The organism is Kineococcus halophytocola, assembly GCF_041276425.1.
Classification (GTDB): Bacteria; Actinomycetota; Actinomycetes; order Actinomycetales; family Kineococcaceae; genus Kineococcus; species Kineococcus halophytocola.
In genome coordinates, this window is record NZ_JBGFTU010000008.1 from 116836 (window position 1) to 132064 (window position 15229).

The following is a 15229-nucleotide window of genomic DNA, read 5'->3' on the forward strand; positions in this document are numbered from 1 at the left end:
GAAGCTGACCGCCATGCGCGTGGACCACGTCGGCTTCGCCGCGGGGCCGGAGGGCCTGGCCGAGACCGCCCGGTCCCTGGCGGCCCGCCTCGGCGTGCGGGTCGCCGAGGGCGGCCCGCACCCCCGTTTCGGCACGCGCAACGTCGTCCTGCCGCTGTCGGAGGGCACCTACGTCGAGGTCGTCGAGGTGCTCGACCACCCCGTCGCCGACAAGGCCCTGTTCGGCCGGGCCGTGCGCGAGCGCAGCCAGGCCGGTGGCGGGTGGTTCACCTGGAGCGTCCTCGTGGACGACCTGGAGAGCTACCGCGACCGGCTGGGCGAGCAGATCGAGGAGGGCGTGCGCCGCCGCCCCGACGGGGTGGAGCTGCGCTGGCGGCAGATCGGCGCCCCGGCCCTGAACACCGAACCGCAGCTGCCGCTGCTCATCGAGTGGGACGGGCCCGCCACGCAGCACCCCTCGGCGCTGTCGCTGGCCGGCGGCACCCGCCTCGCCGGGCTGACCATCGCCGGGCAGCACTCGCGCGTGCGCGACTGGCTGGGGTTGCCGCCGGAGTTCTGCTCCGACCGCGTCGAGTTCACTTGGCTCGACGTCGTGGGCGCCCGGCGGGCCACTGGTCTGCGCTCGGTGACGTTCGAGACCACGCGCGGCACCGTCGAGATCTGAGCGCACCCGCGGATGGACTGGCCCGACTGGCTCCCCTCGGTGACGGCCTCGGCCATCGCCCTGCTCGTCGTCGACCTCGTCGTGCGCGTGACGGCCGTCGCCGTCGTCCCCGTCAACCGGCGTCCGAGCTCGGCGCTGGCGTGGCTGCTGACCATCTTCTTCATCCCCTACGTCGGCGTCGTCGCCTTCCTGCTCATCGGCAACCCGAAGCTGCCGCGGGCCCGCCGGCGCAAACAGCGGGAGATCAACCGGCTCATCCTCGACTCCACCAAGGGCATGGACCTCGTCTCCAACGACCACCCCTGGCCGCCGTGGCTGGCCGGTGTCGTGGAGCTGAACCGCAACCTGGGGTCGATGCCGCTGGTCGGGGGGAACTCCGCGGTGCTGTGCGGGGAGTACGACGAGGCGATCCAGGCGATGGCCCGCAGCATCGACGGCGCCCGCGACTACGTGCACGTCGAGTTCTACATCATGACCAAGGACGCGACGAGCGAGCCGTTCTTCACCGCCCTCGAGCGCGCGGTCCAGCGCGGGGTGAAGGTCCGGCTCCTGCTGGACCACATCGGGTCCCTGCGCTACCCGGGGTACCGGCGGACCATCCGCTTCCTCGACGACATCGGCGTGGAGTGGCACCCGATGCTGCCCGTGCAGCTGCACAAGCTGAAGTACCAGCGCCCGGACCTGCGCAACCACCGCAAGCTGCTCGTGATCGACGGGGAGCTCGCGTGGCTGGGGTCGCAGAACGTGCTGGACCGCAGCTACAACAAGCGGGGGAACCTCAAGCGCGGCCTGCAGTGGCAGGACCTCATGGTCCGCCTGGAGGGGCCGGTCGTCTCCGGGGTCGAGGCCATGTTCATCACCGACTGGTACTCCGAGACCGACGAACTGCTGCAGGCCGAACGGCCCGAGGTGTCCCCGGTGGGGTCCCCGGGCCGGCTGGAGTGCCAGGTCGTGCCGAGCGGGCCGGGGTTCGACGGGGAGAACAACCTCAAGCTGTTCAACGCGCTGCTCTACTCCGCCCAGCGCCGCATCTCGATCACGAGCCCCTACTTCGTGCCGGACGAGTCCATGCTGTCGGCGATCACGACGGCCGCCGAGCGCGGGGTGGACGTCGAGCTGTTCGTCTCCGAGCTGGGCGACCAGGCCCTCGTGCACTACGCCGAGTGCTCCTACTACGAGAACCTGCTGCGGGCCGGGGTGCGCATCTTCCGCTACCCGGCGCCGTACGTCCTGCACGCCAAGCACATGACGGTCGACGAGGAGGTCGCCGTCATCGGTTCCTCCAACATGGACATGCGCTCGTTCATGCTCGACCTCGAACTCACCCTCATGGTGTGCGGGCGGGAGTTCTCCGACGACCTGCGCCGCGTCGAGGACACCTACCGCGCCAAGTGCACGGAACTGACGTTGCAGGAGTGGCTGGGCCGCTCCCGGTGGGACGTCATCAAGGAGAACGTCTCGCGGCTCACCTCCGCGCTGCAGTGACCCGGCGGACCCCCAGCGCGGCCAGCTCCAGGTCGGCCAGGGACCGCACGACCGCCGGTTCCCCCGCGAGCCAGGCGGTCGCCGGGTCGGGGGCCAGGTCCAGCAGGACCCGCCCGGGACGGCGCTGCAGGGCCCGCAGCGCCAGCACCCGCTCCCCGGCCGCGGTCTGCGCCAGGCGGTGCGCGTCCCGGGTCCGCGCCGCCCACCGCGACCGCTGCACGACCCGGACCCCCACGACGAGCACGACCGGCAGCAGCGCCGTCAGCAGGCCCAGGACGGTGGCCAGGTGCAGCACGGCGTCGCGCTGCTCCCCGGCGGCCCGGGCCAGGGAGGCGGCGCTGTCGGCCGAGCGGCCCAGCAACCCCGCCACCTCGTCCCCGACCAGCGGGGCCCGGCCCAGCGACCCGCCGGTCGAGCGCAGCCCCTCGGCCAGGTCCGTCGACCCGTCCGCGAACCGGCGCGCCGGTTCGGCCACCCCCGCCACCGCCGCGTGCACGACCCGCCCCGCCGCCACTGCGGCGACGACGACGAGGAGGCACCCGGCGTCGGCGAGGACCTGCCGGGTCCGGCGGGCGGGCAGGTCGGCGTAGAGGGGCACCGGACCAGTCTGGGCCAGCGGGGCCGGTGCGCGCGGCTCAGAAGGGGTAGGACCCCGGCCGGCGGCGCACCGTGATCCACCGGGTCTCGGTGAACGCCTCGACGTTGGCCTCCACCCCGCCGTGCCGCGAGCCCGTCCCGGACGACCCGACCCCGCCGAACGGGGCGTTCGCCTCGTCGTTCACGGTCTGGTCGTTGACGTGCACGATGCCCGTCGGGATGCGCTGGGCCAGCTCGTACCCGGCCATCGCGTCGGCCGTGACGATGCCCAGCGACAGGCCGTACTCGGTGTCGGTCGCGAGCTCCACGGCCTCGTCGTCGTCGCGGAACGGCACGACCGAGGCGACCGGGCCGAAGACCTCGTCGCAGTACGCGGCGGCGTCGCGCGGGGGGTTCGCCAGCACCGTCGGGCGGTAGAACAGCCCCTCGTACGTGCCACCCGCGCGCAGGTCGGCGCCCTTCGCGACGGCATCGGTGACGAGCCCGTGGACGCGGTCGCGCTGCGTCTCGTCGATGAGCGGGCCGAGGTGCACCTGCCCGGCCGCCGGGTCGCCCACGTGCATCGACTCGGCCTTGGCCGCGAGCTTGTCGACGTAGGACTCGTACAGCGACTCGTGCACGAGGTGGCGGCCCACGGTCATGCAGATCTGCCCCTGGTGCAGGAACGCGCCCCACGTCGCGAGGTTCACGGCCTCGTCCACGTCGGCGTCGTGCCGGACGAGGAACGCGGAGTTCCCGCCCAGTTCCAGGTGGGCGCGCTTGAGGTGCCGGCCGGCCAGCTCACCGACGCTGCGACCGGCGCGGGTGGAGCCGGTGAAGGCGATGACGCGCACGCGCGGGTCGGTGACCAGGGCCTGCCCGACGTCCCCGCCGCCGGGGACGAGCTGCAGCAGCCCCGGGGGCAGCCCGGCCTCCTCGAAGACGCGGACCATGCTCACGCCGCCGGTGACGACCGTGCGGGGGTCGGGCTTGAGCAGGACGGCGTTGCCGAGGGCCAGCGCGGGGGCGACGGCGCGGATGCCCAGGATGAGCGGCACGTTGAAGGGGGAGATGACGCCGACGACCCCGGCCGGGACGCGCTGGGCCAGCGACAACCGCGGTTCCTCGCTGGACAGGATCGACCCCGACGCCGCCGACGGCAGCGCCGACGCCTCGTAGCACTCCGCGGCCGTCACGTGCAGGGCGAACCCGGCCAGCGGCGGGACGGCGCCGACCTCGCGCACGTTCCAGCCGGAGATCTCCTCGGCGTGCTCCTCCCACAGCTGACCGGCGCGGCGCAGGACGGCGGCGCGGGCGGGGTGCGGGGTCGCGGCCCAGGCGCGCTGGGCCTTCGCGGCGCCCTCGGCGGCGCGGGCGACGTCGTCGGCGTCGGCCATCCCGACGTCGACGAGGGTCGTGCCGGTGGCGGGTTCGACGCTGGGGGTGCTGCCGCCGCCCCCGGGCACCCAGGCGCCGTCGACGTGGATGCGGCCGGCGAAGTCCTGCGGGTCCAGCAGTGTCACGAGTCCTCCTCGACAGGTGTGGACCCCCATCGTGCCCGACGGTCAGGGCCGCAGGACCGTGATCCCCGCGGTCGTCGCGGCACCCACCTCGGCCAGGGCGCGGGGCCCGGCCTCCAGCGGCAGGTCCCGCGTCACGAGCTGCGCCAGCGGGAAGCGGCCGGCCGCGACGAGCGCCAGCAGCCGCGGGTAGTCGTGGGCGGCCATGCCGTGGCTGCCGAGGACCTGCAGCTCGTGCGCGATGACGAGGTCCATCGGCACCGACGGCTTCCCCGCGGCGGCGGGCAGCAGCCCGACCTGCACGTGCCGCCCGCGCCGGCGCAGCGAGCGGACCGACCCCTCGCACGTCGCGGGCAGCCCGACGGCGTCGAGGGAGACGTGGGCGCCACCGTCGGTGAGTTCCCGGACCGCCTCGACGGCCCCGTCGGCGGCGACGGCGTGCTCGGCGCCGAACGCCAGCGCCAGGTCGCGGGCGGCGGGGGAGGGGTCGACGGCGACGACGCGCGCCCCGGCCGCCGCGGCGACGGCGACCGCCGACAGGCCCACCCCGCCCGCGCCGTGGACGGCGACGAACTCCCCGGCGCGCACGGCCCCCACGTCGGTGACGGCGCGGAACGCCGTCGCCACCCGGCAGCCCAGCGCGGCCGCGGAGGCGGCGGGGAAACCTTCGGGCAGCGCCACGAGGTTCACGTCGGCGTGGTCGAGCGCGACGAGGTCGGCGAAGGACCCCCAGCCGGTGAACCCCGGCTGGGTCTGGGACCGGCACACCTGCTGGGCGCCGGCGGCGCACTCCGGGCACGTCCCGCAGGCGGTGACGAACGGCGTCGTGACGCGGTCCCCGACGTGCCAGTTCCGCACGTCGTCCCCGACCGCGGCGACCGTCCCGGCCAGTTCGTGCCCGGGCACGTGCGGCAGGACGACGTCGTCGTCGTGGCCCTGCCAGGCGTGCCAGTCGCTGCGGCACACGCCCGTGGCCTCGACGGCGACGACGACCCCGTGCGGGGCCGGGGTCGGGTCGGGGACCTCGGCCAGGTGCGCGGGCGCGCCGAACTCGGTGACCAGGACGGCGCGCACGGCTCAGCCCTCGTCGAGGACAGACACCAGCGCGGACGCGTCACCCGTGTAGTCGGCCGGGGTCAGCAGCGACAACCGCGCCGCCTCGCCCTCGGGCAGCCCGAGACCGGCGACGAACTCCTGCAGCTTGGCCCGGTCGACCTTGCGGCCGCGGGTGAGTTCCTTGAGGCGCTCGTAGGGTTCGGGCAGCCCGTGCACGCGCATGACCGACTGCACGGCCTCGCCGAGGACCTCCCAGTTCTGGTCCAGGTCGGCCGCCAGGGCCGCGGGGACGGCGTCGAGACCGGCCAGCCCGCGCCGGGCGTTCTCGATCGCCAGCAGCGAGTGCCCGAACGCGACCCCGATGTTGCGCTGCATGGAGGAGTCGGTGAGGTCGCGCTGCATCCGCGACGTCGTCAGCGTCTCCTCCAGGACCCGGAACAACCCGCCGGAGACCTCCAGGTTCGCCTCGGCGTTCTCGAACCGGATGGGGTTCACCTTGTGCGGCATGGTGGAGGACCCCACCGTGCCCTGGCCGCGGACCTGGGCGAAGAACCCGTAGGAGATGTACGTCCACACGTCGGTGCAGAGGTTGTGCAGCACCCGGCCGAACCGGGAGACGTCGGCGTACAGCTCGGCCTGCCAGTCGTGGGACTCGATCTGCGTCGTCAGCGGGTTCCACGTCAGGCCCAGGCCGGTGACGAACTCGCGGGAGACCGCCGGCCAGTCGGTCGTGGGGACGGCCGCCCGGTGCGCGGCGTAGGTGCCGGTGGCACCGTTGAACTTGCCGAGGAACTCCGCCCCGGCGACGCGGGCGAGCTGGCGGCGCATCCGGTGGGCCAGGACGGCGAGTTCCTTGCCGAGCGTCGTCGGCGTCGCGGGCTGACCGTGGGTGCGCGAGAGCATCGGCACGTCGCGCAGGTCGTGGGCCATGCCGACGACGTCGTCGACCAGGCCGGTCGCGGCGGGCAGCCAGACCTGCTGCACGGCGTCGCGGACCATGAGCGCGTAGGACAGGTTGTTGATGTCCTCGCTGGTGCAGAACAGGTGGGTGAGTTCGGCGACGTCGGCCAGCGACGTGCCCTCCAGGCGGCGCTTGATCCAGTACTCGACGGCCTTGACGTCGTGGACGGTGACGCGCTCGATCTCACCGAGTTCGGCGACGGCCGCGGCGTCGAAGCGCAGGGGGAGTTCGCGCAGGAACGCGGTCTCCTCGTCCGTGAGCCGGCGGACGCCGGGGACGACGTCGTGGGTGCCGAGGAACACGAGCCACTCGACCTCGACGTGGACGCGCCGGCGGTTCAGCGCGGCCTCGGACAGGTGCGCGGCCAGCGGCGCGACGGAGCGGCGGTAGCGCCCGTCGAGGGGGCCCAGCGCGGGCTCGCCCAGGTCGGCGGCGGTGAGGGTGGTGGCGGCGTCCGGCTCGTTCGTCACGGGCCACATGGTCCCACGCCGCCACCACCGCTCCCGCTCCCGCGGTGCCTCAGGCCTCCTCGACCGAGGACTCCTTGTGCGCGGCCTCCTTGCCGGACTTCTCGCTCTCGACGATGACCTGCGGGTCGTCCTCGGAGGCCTTGCGGTGCTGGCCGTACAGCTCGAAGTCGTCGGTCTTCTTCTCCTTGACCTCCCCCTCGGTCGTGCCCTGGGGGGTGTTCCACTCGACGTGATCGCCCTTCTTCACCATGCGCTCAGCGTCGGGGTGGTTCCGGGGCCTCGCACGTCAAGGCGGCACGTCAGGGGAGGGGGTGGCGGCGCAGGACGGGTTCGCCCGCCCGCGCGGGATCGAGCGGGACCGGCGAGCGCAGGACCCCGGCGCCGAGGGCGATCCGGCCGCCCGTCGTCGGGGTGCAGCGCAGACCGCCGCGCCCGCGCAGTGCCCGGTGGGCCCCGGGCGCGGCGACGCGGTCCATCCACGCGCACGGGTTCGCCGGCCGGCCCCCGTGGAACGTCACGGACCCGGCGGCCGTCACCACCTCGAAGTCGTGGCCCCGCAACGGGTCCAGCTCGACCCCGCGGACGACGACGTTGCGCCGCGCCAGCAGCGGGTCGGGGACGGCGGCCAGCTCCAGGTCGCGGGCGACGGCCTCCCAGGCCTCCAGCGCCAGGAACGTCACCGCCGCGTCCATGTGCGCGGCCTTGCCGAAGAACCGGTCGCCGCGGATCCCCTGGCCCGCCACCACCTCGACCACGTCGGGGGTGTGGGTGGGCACGTCCGCCGCCCCCTCGCGGGGACGTCCGAAGTAGGCGTGCTCGGGGGAGACGAGCAGGTGCACCACCTCCAGCGGGTACTCGTGGGTCACAGGGCCAGCGTCTCGCGCGCGGCGCGGACCGCCTGCCCGCCGTACCCGCCGCCGAACAGGACGGTGTGCACCAGCAGGGGGTGCAACTGGTGCAGCGGGACGCGCCGGCGCCAGCCGGGCGGGGTCGCGGCGGCCTCGGTGTACGCGGCGAGCACCCGGTCCAGGTGCGGCAGCCCGAACAGCGCCAGCATCGCCAGGTCGGTCTCGGGGTGCCCGCCGTGCGCGGCGGGGTCGATGAGCACCGCCCCCTCGCGCGACCACAGGACGTTGCCCGACCACAGGTCACCGTGCAGCCGGGCCGGCGCGGCCGGTTCCCCGGGCAGGTCCCCGGCGACCAGGCGCTCGCAGACCGTCTCCAGGACCCCGGCGTCGGCCGCGGACAGGGCACCGGCGTCCCGGGCCGCGCGCAGGTAGGGGCGCAACCGCTGCTCGGCGTAGAAGGAACCCCACGACGGCGGTTCCGACGTCGTCATGGGCAGGGGCAGCGCGGCGATCCAGCCGTCCCCCTCCAGACCCGGCGGCGGCGCGCCGAACCGGTCCGCCCCCGCGGCGTGGGTCCGGGCCAGGGACCGGCCGAACTCCTCGGCGGCCTCGGCGCCGGGCCGCACCTCCTCCACGCGCTGCAGGACCAGCCCGTCGTCGCGGACCGCCAGGACCGGGCACACGGCCACCGCGTCCGCGGCGGCCAGCCACGCCAGGCCCGCCGCCTCGGCGTCCCGGGGCCCGGGCCGGTCGTGGCGCTTGAGGAAGGTCTCGCTCACCCTGCTCACACGGCCATCCTCGCCCCGGGGACGGGGGCCCGCAGCGGGCGCCCCGGTCTCCACAGGCTCCCGGGGCGCCCGCCCGTCCACACCCGGCCCCGCCGTCGCCGCGGCCGGCGGCCCGCCCGGCCTACGGTCACCCGGCGCCGATCACGACGCGCCCCCCACGGCAGGAGCAGAACATGGATCCCGGTCAGGCCCACGTCGACACCCTGGCCCGCCGCCTCGCCGCCGAGGCCGACGACGTCCGGGCCGGGCGGCGGCGGTTGCTCGCCTGCGGCGACGTCGCGTGGTCCGGTGCGGCCGCCGCGGGCTTCCGGACCCAGCTCGAGCACACCGGGGAGCGCGTCGACCGGCTGGCCCGGACCGTCGAGGACGCGGCGGGCAGCCTGCGGGCGCACTCCGCTGCGATGGCGGCGATGGCGGCGGCGGCGATGGCGGCGCCGGCGGGGGGCCCGGCGTGAGCGGCGGCATCACCGTCGACGCCGGGGTATCCGTCGACCCCGACCAGCTCGACGCGCTCGCCGCCCAGCTCGCCGGCGTGGCCGCCACCGTCGCCGCGGCCGGCGCCGTCGCCGTGCACACGGCCGCCGACCCCGTGCTCGCGCTGTCCGTCCCCCTCGCGCCGGTGACGGCCGCGCGGGCGGCCGGTGACCTCGCCCGGGTCGTCGCCGGTGGGGCGTCGGCCACCGCCGTCGCCGCGCAGGTCCTGGACCTGGCCGCCCGCCTGGAGGTGGTCTCGCTGCGCTACCGCGTCGGGGACGAGACCGCCGAGGCCGTCGTGGCGCTGGCCCGGCGGGCGGTGGCCGGCGCCGTCGTCGAGGCGGCCCCCGAACTGGCCGGGGTGGCCGGGGCCCTCGTGGCCGCCGACGTCCTGTTCCGGGTGCGCGAGGCCGGGTACCGCGTCCTCGTCGCGGCCGTCGCCCAGGCTGTGGAGGGCGACGTCGACCTGCCCGGGCTCGCCGGCACCGCGGCCGAGGAGGCGGGCAGGGTCGACGACCGCGTGCTGGGCGACCTGCGCGGGGCGGGCACGATGCTCGCCGCGCACCCCGAGGTCGTCCGCGAGCTGGCCGCCCTGACGCCGTACCTGGCGACGGCCGCCGGGGTGCCCGGGGTCGAGGACGTGCAGGACGTCGCCGCGCTCCTGACCTCCGCCGGTGCGGTGACCCCGCTGTTCCGCGAGACCGCCGTGCGGGTCACCCCGCAGACCGCCCCGCGCGCCGTCCCCTCCCGCCCCCCGCGCGGGCTGGCGGAGGTCCTGGACGGGGTGGCCCACCAGTCCACCGGGTACCGCCCGGCGGCCGGGTCGGTGGGCGGTCGCCTGGGCTCGGCCGGGAAGCCCTCACCCGGTGGCCTCCGGCTGGAGCGCGTCACCCACGCCGACGGGACGGTCGCGTGGATCGTCGAGATCCCCGGCACCCAGGACTGGACCCCGCTGCCCGGCAGCACCGGCACCCCGATGGACCTGACGACGAACCTGCGCGCCGTCGCCGGGCAGCCGACCGCGACCGGGACCGCCGTCGTGGCCGCCCTGCGGCAGGCGGGGGTCGGCCCGGACGAGCCGGTGCTGCTCGCCGGGCACAGCCAGGGCGGGCTGACGGCCGCCTCGCTCGCGGCCGACCCCGCCGTCGTCGCCGAGTTCCGGATCACGCACGTGCTGACCGCCGGGTCACCGACCGACGGCCTGCCCGCCGCCCCGGGGATCCGCACCGTGTCCCTGGAGCACACCGGCGACGTGGTCCCCGCCCTCGACGGCACGGACGCGGAGGGCTCGGCGGACCGGACGGTCGTGCGGCGGGACGTGTCCGACGAGGCCAAGGTGCGCAAGGACCCGCTGGCCGCCCACGGCTGGTCGGGGTACCTGCGGACGGCGGCCCTGGCCGACGCCTCCGACGACCCGGCGCTGCGTGCGTTCCGCGAGTCCGGCAGCGCCTTCTTCGACGCCCCCGGGGCGAGGGTGGACGCCTTCGACTTCACCGCGGAGCGGGTCCCGTGAGGGCGGAGAGGGGAGCTCCGTCGATGGACTTAGCCAGACTTAGTCCATATCCTGAAACAATGACCCGGACGGTGAACGTGCACGAGGCCAAGACCCACCTGTCCCGCCTCCTGGAGGCGGTCGAGCAGGGGGAGGACGTGGTGATCGCCCGTGCCGGGAAGCCGGTTGCGCGGCTGGTGCCGGCCCGCTCGCGAGCGCCACGGGTGCCGGGCGCGTGGAAGGGGCAGGTGGTCGTTCCCGACGACTTCGACGAGACACCGCAGGAGATCGTCGCCGCCTTCTACGGCGACCTCGAGCCTGAGCGCGAGGCGTCCGAGCACGAGACCTCGCTCCCGTGAGCCTCCTCCTCGACACGCACGTCCTGCTGTGGTGGCTGACCGACGACGCACACCTGCCCGAGCGCATGCGGACGGCGATCGCGAACACCGATGCCGACGTCCTCGTCTCGGCGGTTTCCGCGTGGGAGCTGTCGATCAAGAGCTCGGTGGGCAAGCTGAACCTGCCCGACGGACTGCCGGAACGCCTGCAGGAGGAAGGGTTCACCACGCTCACCATCACCGTCGAGGACGGTGTGGCGGCGGGAGCTCTCCCGCGCCACCACGCCGATCCGTTCGACCGGATGCTCATCGCGCAGGCCGCCCGCCGCGACCTCACCCTGCTCACCGTCGACCGCCGGTTCAGCGCCTACGACGTGCGGCTCCTGTGAGCCCTACGCCGAGGGCTTAGCCGCTGTCCGCACCTGGGGACCGGCGCTCGCGGTCGCCCGCACCGTCGCCCCCCACCGCTCGACGTACGCGGCCAGCGCCGGGGTGTCCGCGCCCCGGGCCTCCGCCTCGCGGTCGAGGAGGTACAGCCCCGGGGCGGGCACGGCCGCACCCAGCTCGGCGAGCACGGGTTTGAGCAGCAGGTCCGGGGCCATCGCGTGCGCCGGACCGGCCCCGAGCATGAGCGGCACGGCCGTGACCCCGCGCAGGCCCCCACCGCCGGCGAACTGGTCCAGGAACAGCTTGAGCAGCCCGGAGTAGGTGGCCTTGAAGGTCGGGGAGGCCACGACGAGCAGGTCGGCGGAGGCGACGTCGGCGACGGCCTGCTGCACGGTCGGATCGCCCCAGCCCAGCAGCCCCGGGCCCAGCGTCGTGACGTCGACGACCTGGTCGACGGGACCCTGCGCCAGCAGCCCGGCCGTCGTGACGGCCGCGGCCAGCGTCCGCGAGGCCGCCTTGGGGTTGCCGCAGACGACGACCGTCCTCAGCGCACCGGCGGGCCCGCTCACCCGGCCGGCCTGGGCGTCAGGGTGCGGAAGCCCGAGGAGTGCCACACGAGGGGTTCGGTGTCGGGGGCGGTGCCGGCGGCGTGGACCTGCAGCAGCACGACGTCGTGGTCCCCGGCGGGGAACTGCGAGTGGATGGAGGCCTCGATCCAGACCGGGGCGCCGTGGATGAAGTGGGCCCCGGAGTCGGTGGTGGTGGTCTCGATGCCGGCGAAGCGGTCGGCGGCCTTGGAGGCGAGCTGGCGGGCGGCCAGGTCGTGGGCCTCACCGAGCACCGAGACGCCGATGCGACCGCCGGCGTCGGCGGCGGTCTTGAGCTTGGGCCAGCTCGTGGAGGTGTGCTGGACGGCGAACAGCACCAGCGGGGGGTCCAGGGAGATGCCGACCTGGAAGGAGGAGGCGACCAGGACGACGGGTTCGGGCCCGTTCCCGGTGTCGACGACGGCGGACAGGGCCGCGACGCCGGTGGGGAACAGCGCGAACGTGGTGCGCAGCGCCATGGGGTCGGCGTCGACGGCGACGAGCTCGGGCGGGGTGGGGGTGTCGGTCACGGTCGGGCCTCCTGCCGGTGGGGACGTGGCGTCCGAGTCAACCGCACGGTGGCGCCACGCCTTCCGCGGACGTGACGGATGTCGCAGCGGGCCGATCCGTACGCTGGCGCGCATGACGACTCCCAGCACCCCCCTGGCCCCGCGGTTGCGGGCCAACATGGCCAAGGTCCCGGCGTACGTCGCGGGCAAGCCGGCCGTGGCCCGGGAGGGCCTGGAGGTCTTCAAGCTGTCCTCGAACGAGAACCCCTACCCGCCGCTGCCGAGCGTCCTGACCGCCATCACCCGCGCCGCCGCCACCGTCAACCGCTACCCCGACCCGGTGGCGACGCAGATGGTGGCGACCATCGCGCAGAAGTGGGGGGTGGAGCCGGAGAACCTCGCGGCGGCCACGGGCAGCGTGCGCCTGCTGGCCCAGCTCGCCGAGATCACCTGCGCCCCCGGCGACGAGGTCGTCTACGCCTGGCGGTCCTTCGAGGCGTACCCCATCACCGTCGCCATCTCCGACGCCGTGCCCGTCGAGGTGCCGCTGACGGCCGACGCCCGGCACGACCTGCCCGCGATGCTCGCCGCGATCACCGAGCGGACGCGGCTGGTCGTCCTGTGCTCGCCCAACAACCCCACCGGCCCGGCGCTGCGCCGCGGGGAGCTCGAGGACTTCCTGGCCCAGGTGCCCGGGGACGTCCTCGTCGTCCTCGACGAGGCCTACCGCGAGTTCGTCGAGGACCCCGAGGTGCCGGACGGCGTCGACGTCTTCCGCGCGCACCCGAACGTCGTCGTCCTGCGGACCTTCTCCAAGGCCTACGGCCTGGCCGGCCTGCGCGTGGGGGTCGCGGTGGCGCACCCGGAGGTCGCGGGCACCCTGCGCAAGGCGGCCACGCCCTTCGGGGTCTCGGCCATCGCCCAGGCCGCCGTCGTCGCCTCGCTGCAGACCGCCGCCGAGGCCGAGCTGCTGCACCGGGTGTCCGCCCTCGTCGCCCAGCGCCGCGTCCTCGTGGACGGCCTGCGCGCCCAGGGCTGGGACGTCCCCGACGCGCAGGGCAACTTCCTCTGGCTGCCGGTGGGCGAGGACGCCGTGCCGCTGGCGGAGGCGTTCGCGGCCGAGGGGCTGGTGGTGCGGGCGTTCGCGGGGGCGGGGATCCGCGTCACGGTGGCCGAGGAGGCGGGGAACGCGCGCTTCCTGGAGGTGGCGGGGGCGCTCAGGGCCGGCCGGTCGTGACCGCTCGCTCCCGGTAGCGGGCCGGGCTGACCCCGTACCGCCGCTTGAAGGCGGCGGACAGGCTGAAGGCCGACCCGTACCCGACGCGGGTGGCCACGGCTGACAGCGTGAGGTCCGGGTCGGCGAGGAGGTCCGCGGCCACGGCCAGCCGCCAGTCGGTGAGGTGGGCCATCGGGGAGGTGCCGGTGGCCGCGGTGAAGCGCCTGGTCAGCGCGGACCGCGACGACCCCGTCCGGCGAGCCAGCACGTCGAGCGTCCACGGGGCCTCGGGGGAGGACCGCAGGAGCCGCAGGGCCTCGCGCACGAGACCGTCGCGGGCGCCGGGCCCGACCGCGGACGGGTCGCCCGTGGTCCAGGCCCGCAGGGCCGCCAGCAGCAGCAGGTCCAGCAGGCGGTCCAGGACGAGGGACTGGGCGGGAGCCTGCACCGCCACCTCGCGGGCGAGCAGGCCCAGCAGGGCGGGATCGGGGTCGCGCACGACCACCGCCGGGGGCAGGCCCTCCAGCAGCAGCCGCCCGACGTGCCCGCGCCCGGCGTACGTGCCCACGAGCAGGCGGTCCCCACCCGACGGGTCGTTGCCCCACGTCCGCACGCCCGCTTCCCAGCTCTCGGCCAGGTCCTGCCCTGCGGCCCGGAGCACCGCTGCCCGGGGCCGATGACCGCCCCGGCGGCGGTCCCCGCGGCGTCGGCCAGGACGTAGGGCGCGGTGTCCCGCACGAGGAGCACGTCGCCGCGGGTCAGCGCGTGCACGCCCGTGACGGTCGTGGCGCAGGCCCCGCCGGTGAGGACGGCGACGACCGTCAGCGGTGCCTCGTCGGCGACCCGCACCGACCAGGGCGCGGACATGACCACCTGGAGCAGGAAGGCGTCGCGCGCCCGCGGGCCGTCGACGACGCTCAGCCACGCCTCCACCGGCTCACCGTAGCGAGGGCGCGGCCGGCAGCCGCGACGACGTCCACACGCCCGTCGCGGCGGTGCGCGCGGCGTAGTCGGAGAAGTCGCGCGGCGGGCGGCCCAGCGCGCGCTGGACCCCGTCGGTGACCGAGGCGTTGCGGCCGTCGAGGATCGTCGCGAAGAGGTCGGCGAAGTCGGCGGGCAGCCCCTCGCGCTGGAGCTCGGCCACGTACTCCTCGTGGCTGACCGGTTCGTAGCGGATCTCGCGGTCCGTCGCCGCGGACAGCTCCCGCGCCACCTCGGTGAAGGTCAGCAGACGCGGGCCGGACAGCTCGTAGACCTCGCCGTCGTGGCGGGGGTCCAGCAGCGCCGCCGTCGCCACGTCGGCGATGTCGTCGGCGTCCACGAAGGGTTCCCGGGCCTCCCCGGCGGGGATGGACAGGACCCCGGACGACACGGGCCCGAGGAAGAAGCTCTCGGAGAAGTTCTGGTCGAACCAGTTGCAGCGCACGACGGTCCAGGCGAGCCCGGACTCCTGCAGCGCGCGCTCGCTGGCCAGCGCGCCCTCCTCGCCGCGGCCGGAGAGCAGGACGGCCTTGCGCAGCCCGGCGGCGCGGGCGGTGGCCGAGAACCGGGCGTTGAACTCGGGGACGCCGGGGAAGGCGAGGTCGGGGTGGTAGGTGACGTAGGCGGCGCCGGCACCGGCGAGGGCGGCCTCCCAGGTGCTCGCGTCGTCCCAGTCGAAGCGGGGGGAGGTGGACCGGGACACGACGCGCACCTGCTCCCCGCGCCCGGTGAGGCGCCCGGCCACGCGCCGGCCGGTCTTGCCGTTCCCTCCGATGACGACGATCACGGTGTCCTCCAGGTGGGTGCGAGCGGTGTGCCGCCCCGTCCGGGGCGTGGTCCCAGTCCACCCGCGGGACCGGGCGGGGACCATGCGCCG

Annotated in this window: 17 protein-coding genes and 1 pseudogene; 7 read left to right on the plus strand and 11 right to left on the minus strand. The window is 75.4% G+C overall.

Annotated elements, in window-relative coordinates; genetic code table 11:
• Positions 1–13 precede the first annotated feature (13 nt).
• Complete coding sequence (locus AB2L27_RS08715; protein WP_370441088.1) at positions 14–664, plus strand: VOC family protein; 651 nt, start codon at positions 14–16, stop codon at positions 662–664.
• A 12-nt stretch (positions 665–676) separates the two neighbouring features.
• Positions 677–2149 carry a cardiolipin synthase gene (gene cls, locus AB2L27_RS08720; RefSeq protein WP_370441089.1) on the plus strand — a complete coding sequence of 491 codons (1473 nt, stop codon included), beginning with the start codon at positions 677–679 and terminating at the stop codon, positions 2147–2149.
• Here cls and AB2L27_RS08725 read toward each other — a convergent pair.
• The 7 genes from AB2L27_RS08725 to AB2L27_RS08755 are packed head-to-tail and all read right to left on the minus strand — an operon-like array spanning position 2130 to position 8422.
• Entirely contained in the window at positions 2130–2747 is a 618-nt protein-coding gene (locus AB2L27_RS08725; RefSeq protein WP_370441090.1) for a hypothetical protein, read from the minus strand. The two genes, cls and AB2L27_RS08725, sit on opposite strands and share 20 nt — an antisense overlap.
• A 37-nt stretch (positions 2748–2784) precedes the next feature.
• The gene (locus AB2L27_RS08730) at positions 2785–4248 is read right to left on the minus strand and encodes an aldehyde dehydrogenase family protein (RefSeq protein ID WP_370441091.1); all 1464 of its coding nucleotides are present in this window, start codon (positions 4246–4248) and stop codon (positions 2785–2787) included.
• A gap of 42 nt (positions 4249–4290) precedes the next feature.
• Positions 4291–5319 (minus strand): zinc-binding dehydrogenase, encoded by a 1029-nt coding sequence (locus tag AB2L27_RS08735; protein ID WP_370441092.1) that lies wholly within the window; start codon positions 5317–5319, stop codon positions 4291–4293.
• 3 nt (positions 5320–5322) lie between these two features.
• The gene (gene purB, locus AB2L27_RS08740) at positions 5323–6741 is read right to left on the minus strand and encodes an adenylosuccinate lyase (protein WP_370441093.1); all 1419 of its coding nucleotides are present in this window, start codon (positions 6739–6741) and stop codon (positions 5323–5325) included.
• Between the two features lie 40 nt (positions 6742–6781).
• A complete protein-coding gene (locus AB2L27_RS08745) occupies positions 6782–6982 on the minus strand; it encodes a hypervirulence associated TUDOR domain-containing protein (protein ID WP_370441094.1) in 201 nt (66 codons plus the stop codon).
• A 49-nt stretch (positions 6983–7031) separates the two neighbouring features.
• A complete protein-coding gene (locus AB2L27_RS08750; protein ID WP_370441095.1) occupies positions 7032–7598 on the minus strand; it encodes a molybdenum cofactor biosysynthesis protein in 567 nt (188 codons plus the stop codon).
• The gene (locus AB2L27_RS08755) at positions 7595–8422 is read right to left on the minus strand and encodes a fructosamine kinase family protein (RefSeq protein WP_416211204.1); all 828 of its coding nucleotides are present in this window, start codon (positions 8420–8422) and stop codon (positions 7595–7597) included. Before AB2L27_RS08755 ends, AB2L27_RS08750 begins: the two co-directional genes overlap by 4 nt.
• A gap of 119 nt (positions 8423–8541) precedes the next feature.
• Between AB2L27_RS08755 and AB2L27_RS08760 the strand changes: the two genes are divergently transcribed.
• The 4 genes from AB2L27_RS08760 to AB2L27_RS08775 all read left to right on the plus strand — a co-directional run bounded on the left by AB2L27_RS08760 (position 8542) and on the right by AB2L27_RS08775 (position 11061).
• Positions 8542–8823 (plus strand): hypothetical protein, encoded by a 282-nt coding sequence (locus tag AB2L27_RS08760; protein ID WP_370441097.1) that lies wholly within the window; start codon positions 8542–8544, stop codon positions 8821–8823.
• Positions 8820–10355, plus strand: a complete 1536-nt coding sequence (locus AB2L27_RS08765) for an alpha/beta hydrolase family protein (protein WP_370441098.1) — start codon at positions 8820–8822, stop codon at positions 10353–10355. The genes AB2L27_RS08760 and AB2L27_RS08765 overlap by 4 nt, the downstream gene beginning before the upstream one ends.
• A 71-nt stretch (positions 10356–10426) precedes the next feature.
• Complete coding sequence (locus AB2L27_RS08770) at positions 10427–10693, plus strand: type II toxin-antitoxin system Phd/YefM family antitoxin (RefSeq protein ID WP_370441099.1); 267 nt, start codon at positions 10427–10429, stop codon at positions 10691–10693.
• Positions 10690–11061: a type II toxin-antitoxin system VapC family toxin gene (locus AB2L27_RS08775; RefSeq protein ID WP_370441100.1), complete on the plus strand. Its 372-nt coding sequence runs from the start codon at positions 10690–10692 to the stop codon at positions 11059–11061. The genes AB2L27_RS08770 and AB2L27_RS08775 overlap by 4 nt, the downstream gene beginning before the upstream one ends.
• Positions 11062–11064: 3 nt before the next feature.
• On the opposite strand, the gene AB2L27_RS08780 is transcribed toward AB2L27_RS08775, so the two are convergent.
• Positions 11065–11607 (minus strand): NADPH-dependent FMN reductase, encoded by a 543-nt coding sequence (locus AB2L27_RS08780; RefSeq protein WP_370441164.1) that lies wholly within the window; start codon positions 11605–11607, stop codon positions 11065–11067.
• A gap of 17 nt (positions 11608–11624) precedes the next feature.
• Positions 11625–12125 carry a flavin reductase family protein gene (locus AB2L27_RS08785; RefSeq protein WP_370441165.1) on the minus strand — a complete coding sequence of 167 codons (501 nt, stop codon included), beginning with the start codon at positions 12123–12125 and terminating at the stop codon, positions 11625–11627.
• A 163-nt stretch (positions 12126–12288) separates the two neighbouring features.
• Between AB2L27_RS08785 and hisC the strand changes: the two genes are divergently transcribed.
• The gene (gene hisC / locus AB2L27_RS08790) at positions 12289–13392 is read left to right on the plus strand and encodes a histidinol-phosphate transaminase (RefSeq protein WP_370441101.1); all 1104 of its coding nucleotides are present in this window, start codon (positions 12289–12291) and stop codon (positions 13390–13392) included.
• Here the strand turns inward: hisC and AB2L27_RS08795 are convergent.
• Both AB2L27_RS08795 and AB2L27_RS08805 read right to left on the minus strand, forming a co-directional pair.
• Positions 13373–14304 (minus strand): annotated as a pseudogene (locus AB2L27_RS08795) (cupin domain-containing protein). The gene hisC and the pseudogene AB2L27_RS08795 sit on opposite strands and share 20 nt — an antisense overlap.
• Before the next feature lie 4 nt (positions 14305–14308).
• Positions 14309–15139 (minus strand): Rossmann-fold NAD(P)-binding domain-containing protein, encoded by an 831-nt coding sequence (locus tag AB2L27_RS08805; RefSeq protein WP_370441103.1) that lies wholly within the window; start codon positions 15137–15139, stop codon positions 14309–14311.
• Positions 15140–15229 lie beyond the last annotated feature (90 nt).